At 73.2% G+C, this 9,288-nt stretch carries 4 protein-coding genes; 1 reads left to right on the top strand and 3 read right to left on the bottom strand.

Annotated elements, in window-relative coordinates; all coding sequences use genetic code 11:
- Positions 1 to 127: 127 nt before the first annotated feature.
- Positions 128 to 679: an HXXEE domain-containing protein gene (locus tag ABD811_RS14420; protein WP_344946670.1), complete on the bottom strand. Its 552-nt coding sequence runs from the start codon at positions 677 to 679 to the stop codon at positions 128 to 130.
- Positions 680 to 740: 61 nt separating this feature from the next.
- Here ABD811_RS14420 and ABD811_RS14415 point away from each other — a divergent pair, with 61 nt between their 5' ends.
- On the top strand, positions 741 to 2,516 hold the full coding sequence (locus tag ABD811_RS14415) for a GNAT family N-acetyltransferase (RefSeq protein WP_344946667.1): 1,776 nt from the start codon (positions 741 to 743) through the stop codon (positions 2,514 to 2,516).
- A gap of 52 nt (positions 2,517 to 2,568) precedes the next feature.
- On the opposite strand, the gene ABD811_RS14410 is transcribed toward ABD811_RS14415, so the two are convergent.
- Positions 2,569 to 4,950 (bottom strand): SpoIIE family protein phosphatase, encoded by a 2,382-nt coding sequence (locus ABD811_RS14410; protein WP_344946664.1) that lies wholly within the window; start codon positions 4,948 to 4,950, stop codon positions 2,569 to 2,571.
- Between the two features lie 7 nt (positions 4,951 to 4,957).
- Positions 4,958 to 9,286 carry a HAMP domain-containing protein gene (locus tag ABD811_RS14405; RefSeq protein WP_425549407.1) on the bottom strand — a complete coding sequence of 1,443 codons (4,329 nt, stop codon included), beginning with the start codon at positions 9,284 to 9,286 and terminating at the stop codon, positions 4,958 to 4,960.
- Between the last annotated feature and the right edge of the window lie 2 nt (positions 9,287 to 9,288).

The raw sequence follows: 9,288 nt of genomic DNA, 5'->3' as shown, positions 1-9,288 counted from the left end.
TTCGCGCTCCGCCGGGTGTCAGGCCAGGACGCCGACGCCCCCGTACAGCCATCTGGCGACCGGGTGCGGGGCTCGGACGGGTCGGGCCGCCACTCGTCGCCCGGAGGGCGGTGGGTTGCGTTGGGCTTCACCTGCGGCGGAGCGCCTTCCGTGCCACCATGTGCGAGCCTGCGACGGCCGCCGTCGCGAAGGCGAGGGCCTGGACGGCGTCGCCGGGACGGGTGGGGCGCAGGGCTCCCGCGCGCCGCAGCCGTCCGCGTGCCCACAGCGTGAAGGGGATCACCACCGCCGCCGAGGTGACCGACCCGGGCGTGTAGCCGCGCACGGCGGCCGCCTGCGCCAGGTGCACCACGCCGTGCAGGCCGAAGCCGTCGAGCGCCGCCTGGTAGACCGCCGAACGGCCGCGCGTGCGGTGCCCGTCGGCGGCAGCGGCGGCCACCAGCACCGCCATCACCCCGACGGCGGCGGCGAACTCGCGGCCGTCGATCGACTCCAGGCGCCGCCAGAGCGCGTCCGGCAGCTGCGGGAACCGCTCGCGCAGCTCCGGAACGCGGTCGCGGCTCCACCCCGGCATCGCGGCCACCTCCTCCGCGTCGTGCACCGCCCACGCCGCCAGCAGGCCGAATGTGACCGCGGCGCCGACGGGCCCCTCGCGCTGCGCCTCCCCGTATCCGCTCATGCGGAGAGTCTGTCAGTTCGGCCGATCTCGACCGAACCGGTGCCATGGCAGCATGCGGGACATGGGTTCGACGGGACTGGTGAGGCTGCGGGCCGCGCGGCCGGACGAGGCCGAGGAGCTGACCGCGCTGACGATGCGCTCCAAGGCCCACTGGGGTTATGACGCGGCGTTCCTGGCCGCGTGCGAGGACGAGCTGGCGCTGCACCGCGAGGACGTGGTCCGGCGGCGCACGGTGGTCGCCGAGCGCGACGGGCGCGTGCTCGGCCTGGCCACGCTGGAGGGCGAACCGCCGGAAGGCGAGCTGGGGCTGCTGTTCGTGGAGCCGGACGCGATCGGCGGCGGCGTGGGACGCCGGCTGTACCGGCACGTCCTGGAGGAGGCGGGACGGCTGGGGTTCGAGCGGGTTCGGATCGAGGCCGATCCGAACGCCGAGGCGTTCTATCTGGCCATGGGGGCGGAACGCCGGGGCGAGGCCGCCGGGCTGCGCGTGCTGCCGGTGCTGGTCGCGTGGCCGATCCGGCCGGAGCCGTCCTGGTCGAAGGTGTGGAGCGCGGGCGGCGCCACGGTTCACGTCGGCAACGTCGCCGAGTTCAACGGGCAGTTCGGCGGGGGCGTGCACGGCCCCGACCACTACTCGTGCATGGCGGCGTTCTGCGGTCCCCGGCCCCGGATGATCGTCCTGCCGGAACGGGTGGAGGACTGGTGGGTGCGGGACCTGGCCGCCGCGCTCGGCTGGGGCGAGGTCGAGACGCACAGCGGCCTGGCCGCCGACGGCCGGATCTCCGAGGCGATCCTCGCCTGTCCCGACCTGCTGGACCGCCTCGCCCGGCAGGGAGCGCCGGTGCTGCCGTGGGGGCGGACGGCTGCGTTCGAGGCGATCTCCCCCTCGCCGCCCGGCGTGCCGGAGGTCGTCGCCCGGTACGAGTCGAAACGGCGGGCCCACGCGTTGTTCAGCGCGCTGGCCCCGGCGCATCCGGGGATCGTCGTCCCCGCCCAGCGGCCGGTCGGCTCGGCCCGCGCGCTCGCGCGGGAGCTGAGCGGCGGCGCCCGCATGGTCCTGAAGACCGAGTACGGCGTCGGCGGGTCCGGCACGCTGATCGTGACACCGGACGGCCGGGGGACGCGGCGCCTGGCACGGCGCTGGGCGCGCGGCGGCGTCCTGGTGGAGGAGTACGTCGAGGGGGCGGGGCCGTACCGCGATCCCACGTTCGACGCCGTCATCGACGAGAGCGGGACGGTGCACCCGGTGGGCGTCGGGCTGATGGACGTCGACGGGACGAGCTACCAGGGCGTGACCGTCGGCCCCGGTACGCTCCCCGCAGCACTCGCCGAAACGGCCACCGCGTTCGGGACGGCGGTGGGCAAGGCGCTGGCCGAGGACGGGTACAGCGGCTGGTACGACGTCGACTTCGTCACCGACCGGGCGGGCCGTCTCGCGCCGACCGAGATCAACCTGCGGCTCACCGGCCCGGCCGTGGCGTTCAACATTCAGGCCGCGCTGGACCGCGTGCGCGGAGGTTCGCACCTGGTCCGCACCATCGACCGCGTTCCGCTCGGCGCGCGGCTGCCCGCAGGGGCGTTGCGCGACCACGTCGCCCGCACCGCCGACGCGTGCCGGGCGGTCGGCGCGACCCTGCTGGTCACCATCCCGACGGCCGCTTTCGATCCCGTCCCCTACCTGGGCGTGGCACTGGCGGCCCGCACGCCGGGCGCGCTCGACGAGGCGGAGCGCATCGTCCGTGACGCCGGAACCGAGCTCGGCGAGATTTTCGGCGACCTGCCCCGCGGCCGGGACGCCGAGCGCGCACCGCGAACGCGGCGAGCACGGCTGCGGTGATCACCGGCGTGACGGTGACACGTGTCCGAGGGCGGCCCGCCGTCGCCTGCGGTCAGGGCAGGTGGATTCCGACGAGGCAGGTGTCGTCGTCGGTGTCGGCGTTGCTGTGGGTGAGCAGGTGGTCGAGGCGCTGTTCGAGGGTGGCGGCGGGGACCTGTGCGGTGGTGAGCAGGTGCTGCAGGGACTCGTGGGGGGAGCTGTCCCTGCGTTCGATCAGGCCGTCGGTGAACATCAGCAGGATGTCGTCCGGCTCCAGCTGGACCTCTGCCTCCTCGTACTCGGCGTCGGCGATGACTCCCAGGAGCAGCCCGTCGACCATGGGCAGGGGGCGAGCCCGCTCACCGCGGACCAGGACGGGGGGCAGATGCCCCGCCCGGGCCCAGCGCAGGACGCGCGCGTCCGGGTCGTAGAGCGCGCACACGGTGGTCGCGGTGACGTTGTCGGTCAGGTGGTGGGCGACCTGGTTGAGCCAGGCCAGCAGCTGGGCGGGGCCCGCGCCGGTGGTGGCCAGGCCGCGCAGGGCGTTGCGCAGGACGACCATGTCGGTGGCGGCCTCGATGCCGTGCCCGGCGACGTCGCCGACGCAGATCAGGACCTGCTTGGAGGGCAGGACGACCGCGTCGTACCAGTCGCCGCCGACCATGTGGTCCTCCTCGGCGGGACGGTACCGGGTGGCGATGTGCAGGCCGAGGGCGTCCATCGGACGCCGGGTGGGCGGCATGATCGCCTCTTGGAGCTGGCGGGCCAGCCGGTTGCGTTCGGCGGCCTGCTGCTCGGTGTGGGCGAGCCGGTCGCGGGTGACGGCCAGCGCGACCTCGGTCCAGTGCTGGGCCGAGATGTCCTGGTAGGCCCCCCGGACGGAGAGCAGACCACCCTCGGTGTCCAGCACGGGTTCGGCGACCACGCGCATGTGCCGGGTGATGCCGTCCGGCCGCCGCAGCCGGAAGTCGGCGGACGCGGCCCGGTGGTGGTGCAGCACGGCGCGCAGGAACCGGCCCACGGCCGCGTCGTCGTCGGGATGGGCGTGCTCGAGCAGCAGCCGCAGCGGCACGGGGTCGGCGTCGGGTTCCAGCCCGAACAGCAGGAAGAGCTGGTCGTTCCAGGTCACCTTCCCGGTCAGGGCGTTCTCCTCGAAGCCGCCGATGCGCACCAGCCGCTGCGCGTGCTGCAGCAGCCGGGCCAGCTGGGCCGACTCGTCCTCCACCCGCCAGATCAGCAGGACGCCGTCGCCCAGGCGGCTGATGCTGATGTCGGCCGGGCCCGGCAGCGGCACCTGGCCCACCAGCGCGGTGAGGGTCACGCCCTCGGTGCGGAACGGCTCGCCGGTGGCGTGCACCCGTTCGATCTTCTCCAGCAGCCCGCCCTGGTCGGCGGCCATCGGATACGTCTCCAGGAACAGCCTGCCGTGGACGGCTCCGCGCGGGCGTCCGGCGGGGTCGACGAAGCGGGCGTTGGCGTGCTGGATGCGGAAGTCGGCGAGCAGGCCGTCGGCGTCCAGGTGAGGCCGGAGCACCAGCGCCGGATCGTGCAGGCCGTCGGCGAGGACGACGAGTTCCTGCATCTGGCGCTGCGCCTGGTCCTGGGGGCCGGACAGCAGGACGGCGGACGGGACGCCCCGGTCCAGGGTGTGGGCGCACAGTTCCGCGAGGGCCTCGATCTGGCGCTCGACCCGTGCCGGCTGCGGCTCCAGTTCGTCCGGCCAGCAGATCTCCAGCACGCCGAGCAGCCGGCCGCCTGTGCCGGCGGGCACCGCCACCCGCCCGCCGTCGGGGAAGTCGCGCTGGCCGATGGACGGCAGCCCGGTGCGCGACAGCGACGGATACCAGGCCGTCCTGCGGTCGCCGAGCACCCGCCGGGCCGGGGTGGCCACTCCGGGAGGGACGTACCGCCACCGCGCGGGCTCGTCGGCGGAGAACCCCGCCGCGCCGGCGAGGCTGAGCGAGGCGTCGGGCCCGGCGGACCAGACCGCCACCGCGGTCGCGCCCAGCGGCGCCAGGGCGTGCTGGAGCAGCGACTCGGCGACCGCCTGGGTGTCGTCGGCGGCCAGCGTGCCCGCCTCGGCGGTGCGCAGCCGCAGCGTGATCGGCGAGACGCCGGGGTTCCGGCCGGTCGCGCCGGCCAGGAACTCCTGGGCCACCTCGGTGAGCTGGTCCTGGGCAGCCTGGTCGACGATCTCGGCGGCCAGTTCCAGCGGCGTGCGGCCCGACCCGGCGGCCAGGTCCTCGAGCTGCCGGGCGGCCTGGGCCGGGCCGCACTGCAGGCGCTCCACCAGGACGCCGGTGGCCAGCTCGATCAGGGCTCGCCCCTCCGCGGCCTGCTCGGCCCGCTCCAGCTCGCGCCGCAGCCGCTCGACGGTACGGGCGAGCCTGCCCACGCCCGGCGGCTGGGCCGGCTCGCGCCCGGGCGTCGTGGTGTTCCTGCCGCCGTCGCTCACCGGTCCGTCACTCCCCCAGCCAGCGGTGGATGCAGGCGATCAGGTCGTCGGCGTCCAGCGGTTTGGTGACGTAGTCGTTGGCCCCGGCGGCCAGGCTCTTCTCCTGGTCGCCGGGCATGGCCTTGGCGGTCACCATGATGATCGGCAGGTCGGCGTGCCGGGGCGTCGCCCGGATCGCGGCGGTGGCGGTGTATCCGTCCATCTCCGGCATCATCACATCCATGAGGATCAGCTCGATGCCGTCGTGGGCGTCGAGCGCCTCGATGCCCGCGCGGCCGTTGTCGGCGTGGATGACCCGCATGCCGTGCAGTTCGAGGATGCCGGTGATGGCGAAGACGTTGCGGGTGTCGTCGTCGACCACCAGGACCGTGCGCCCGGCCAGCGTCCCCTGCGCCGGGCCGGCGTCGGGTTCGACGGTGTGCGGCGGCCGCGTCAGCGGCAGCACACGCCCCGGTTCGTCCGCCGACAGGTGCAGGGCGATGCGCTCACGCAGCTCGTCGAGACTCGACAGCAGCTCCAGCGGCCGGTGCTCCGCCCGGGACTGCAGGGCGGCCTCCAGCGCGGGGTCCGGCGGCCGGTTGTGGTGGGCCAGGAGCGGGACGTTGCGCAGCGCGGCGTCCCCGTCGATGGCCTCGAGGAACGTCTCCGGGTCGCTGCCGAGCATGTCGAGTTGCAGCACGACGCAGTGGCAGGAGTCGGCGGCCAGCGTGGCGGCCGCCTCCTGGACGTCGACCGCGGTGACGATCTCGATGCGGGCCCGGCCGTCGCCGGCGGCGCCGCCGTCCAGGTCCGCCGCCGCGCTCTCGGCCACCAGGGACAGCAGCCCGTGCGGTCGTTCCTCGACGACCAGCAGCCGGCGCTGCCGGACCGGTTCGGCGGGGGGCTCCTCCTCCGCCTCGGCGCCGCCGTCGGCCTCAGCGTCGTCGGTGGTCCTGGCGGGCGGCGTCTGGGCCGAGGCGTCCGCGAAGTCGGGGCGGGCGACCGGCAGGTAGAGGGTGAAGGTGCTGCCCTCGCCGAGGGTGCTCTCGGCGGTGATGGCGCCGCCGAGCAGCTGGGCGATCTCGCGGCTGATGGACAGCCCGAGCCCGGTCCCTCCGTACTTGCGGCTGGTGGTGCCGTCCGCCTGCTGGAAGGCGTCGAAGATGCTCTCCAGCTGGTGCCGGCCGATGCCGATGCCGGTGTCGACCACGCGGAAGGCGATGCACTGGCCGTGGGCGCGCACCGAGGAGGGCAGTTCGGCCGGCGCGGCGGGTTCGATCCGCAGCTCCACCCCGCCGGTCTCGGTGAACTTCACCGCGTTGGACATCAGGTTGCGCAGCACCTGGCGCAGCCGCGAGTCGTCGGTGAGCAGGGTCACCGGCAGCCCCGGCGCCTGCGTGATCTCGAAGGTCAGGCTCTTCTGGGTGGTCAGCGGCCGGAAGGTGGTCTCGACGTACTCCAGCAGGTTCCGCAGGCGCACCGGTTCCGGGGAGATGTCCATCTTGCCGGCCTCGACCTTCGACAGGTCGAGGATGTCGTTGATCAGCTGCAGCAGGTCCGAGCCGGCCGAATGGATGATCTGGGCGTACTCCACCTGCTTGGGGGTGAGGTTGCGGGTCGGGTTCTGCGCCAGCAGCTGCGCCAGGATGAGCAGGCTGTTGAGCGGGGTGCGCAGCTCGTGGCTCATGTTCGCCAGGAACTCCGACTTGTACTTCGACGCCAGCGCCAGCTGCTGGGCGCGGGCCTCCAGCTCCTGCCGGGCCTGCTCGATCTCCAGGTTCTTGGTCTCGATGTCGTGGTTCTGGGTGGCCAGCAGCGCCGCCTTCTCCTCCAGCTCGGCGTTGGAGCGCTGCAGTTCCTCCTGGCGGATCTGCAGCTCCTCCGAGCGGGCCTGCAGCTCGGCGGCCAGCCGCTGGGACTCCTCCAGCAGCTCGTCGGTGCGGGCGTTGGCGATGATGGTGTTGACGTTGACGCCGATGGTCTCCATCAGCTGCTCGAGGAAGTCGCGCTGGACCGGGGTGAACGGGCGCACCGACGCCAGCTCGATGACCCCGAGGACCTGGTCCTCGACCACGATGGGCAGGATCACCAGGCTGGTGGGCGGGGCCTCGCCGAGCCCGGACGAGACGGTGACGTAGCCGGAGGGGACGTCGTCCACGACGATCGTCTGGCGGCTGCGCGCCGCCTGCCCGACCAGCGACCGCCCCAGCCGGAACCGGGTGGGCCGCGCCGCCGGCCCGCCGTCCTCCGGATAGCCGTAGGCGCCGATGAGCCGCAGCTCGGTGCCGTCCGGGGTGTCCTCGGCCCGGTAGAACGCGCCGAACTGGGCCGACACCAGCGGGGTCAGCTCGTCCATGATCAGCGCGGCCACCACCGACAGGTCCCGGTGCCCCTGCATCAGGCCCGAGATGCGCGCCAGGTTGGTCTTGAGCCAGTCCTGCTCCTGGTTGGCGCGGGTGGTCTCGCGCAGCGACCGCACCATGGAGTTGATGTTGTCCTTGAGTTCGGCGACCTCCCCGGCGGCGTCCACCGTGATGGAGCGGGTCAGGTCGCCCTCGGCGACCGCGCTGGTCACCTCGGCGATCGCGCGCACCTGGCGGGTGAGGTTGCCGGCCAGCTCGTTGACGTTCTCGGTCAGCCGCTTCCAGGTGCCCGACACGCCCTCGACCTCGGCCTGGCCGCCCAGCCTGCCCTCGCTGCCCACCTCGCGCGCCACGCGCGTGACCTCGGCCGCGAACGCCGACAACTGGTCCACCATCGTGTTGATCGTGGTCTTCAGCTCCAGGATCTCGCCGCGCGCGTCGACGTCGATCTTCTTGGTCAGGTCGCCCTGCGCGACCGCGGTGGTGACCTGGGCGATGTTGCGGACCTGGTTGGTCAGGTTGCCGGCCATCGAGTTGACGTTGTCGGTGAGGTCCTTCCAGGTCCCCGCGACGTTGGGGACCCGGGCCTGGCCGCCCAGGATGCCCTCGGTGCCGACCTCGCGGGCCACCCGGGTGACCTCGTCGGCGAACGCCGAGAGGGTGTCGACCATGGTGTTGATGGTCTGCGCGAGCGCGGCCACCTCGCCCTTGGCGTCCACCGTGATCTTCTGCGAGAGATCGCCGCGGGCGACCGCGGTGGCCACCTGGGCGATGGAGCGCACCTGGCCCGTCAGGTTGGAGGCCATCACGTTGACGTTGTCGGTGAGGTCCTTCCAGGTGCCGGAGACCCCGCGGACGGTGGCCTGGCCGCCGAGGTTGCCCTCGGTGCCGACCTCGCGGGCGACGCGGGTGACCTCGTCGGCGAACGACGACAGCTGGTCGACCATCGTGTTGATGGTCTCCTTGAGCTCGGCGATCTCCCCGCGCGCGTCCACCCGGATCTTCTGCGACAGGTCGCCCCGGGCCACCGCGGTGGTGACCTCGGCGATGGAGCGCACCTGGGCGGTGAGGTTGTCGGCCATCACGTTGACCGACTCGGTCAGGTCCTTCCAGGTGCCGGACACGCCCTTGACGTCGGCCTGCCCGCCCAGCCGGCCCTCACTGCCGACCTCCCGCGCCACCCGGGTCACCTCGTCGGCGAACGACGACAGCTGATCCACCATCGTGTTGACGGTGTTCTTCAGCTCCAGGATCTCCCCGCGCGCGTCCACGTCGATCTTCTGCGACAGGTCGCCCCTGGCCACGGCGGTGGTGACCTGGGCGATGTTGCGGACCTGGTTGGTCAGGTTGCCCGCCATGAAGTTCACCGAGTCGGTCAGGTCCCGCCAGGTGCCGGACACGCCCTTGACGTCGGCCTGCCCGCCCAGCCGGCCCTCACTGCCGACCTCCCGCGCCACCCGGGTCACCTCGTCGGCGAACGACGACAGCTGATCCACCATCGTGTTGACGGTGTTCTTCAGCTCCAGGATCTCCCCGCGCGCGTCGACATCGATCTTCTGCGACAGGTCGCCCCTGGCCACCGCCGTCGCCACCTGGGCGATGTCGCGGACCTGGCGGGTGAGGTTGCCGGCCATCGCGTTCACGGAGTCGGTCAGGTCCTTCCAGGTGCCCGACACCCCGTGCACCTTGGCCTGGCCGCCCAGCCGGCCCTCGGTGCCGACCTCCCGCGCCACCCGGGTCACCTCGGAGGTGAACAGCGACAGCTGGTCGACCATCCCGTTGAACACCGAGGCGATCTCGCCCATCAGGCCGTCGGCGTCATCTGGCAGCCGGGTGCTGAAGTCGCCGTCCCGCACCGCGGTCAGGCCGTCGAGCAGCAGCCGCAGTTCGGACTCGCCCACCTTGCCACCGTCCGAGGGCGTCTTCTCGCGCGCCGCCACCTCACCCATCCCCCCAACCTCCTGCGAGTCTCTCACCGAGGGAGGCCACCGCATGG

The sequence above is a fragment of the Actinomadura miaoliensis genome (assembly GCF_039536785.1).
GTDB lineage: Bacteria > Actinomycetota > Actinomycetes > Streptosporangiales > Streptosporangiaceae > Spirillospora > Spirillospora miaoliensis.
This window is presented reverse-complemented; position numbering and strand designations above follow the sequence as displayed.

Coding starts and splice junctions, on each gene's coding strand:
- ABD811_RS14420 (WP_344946670.1), bottom strand. CDS start 679: ATGAGCGGATACGGGGAGGCGCAGCGCGAGGGGCCCGTCGGCGCCGCG.
- ABD811_RS14415 (WP_344946667.1), top strand. CDS start 741: ATGGGTTCGACGGGACTGGTGAGGCTGCGGGCCGCGCGGCCGGACGAG.
- ABD811_RS14405 (WP_425549407.1), bottom strand. CDS start 9,286: ATGCGGTGGCCTCCCTCGGTGAGAGACTCGCAGGAGGTTGGGGGGATG.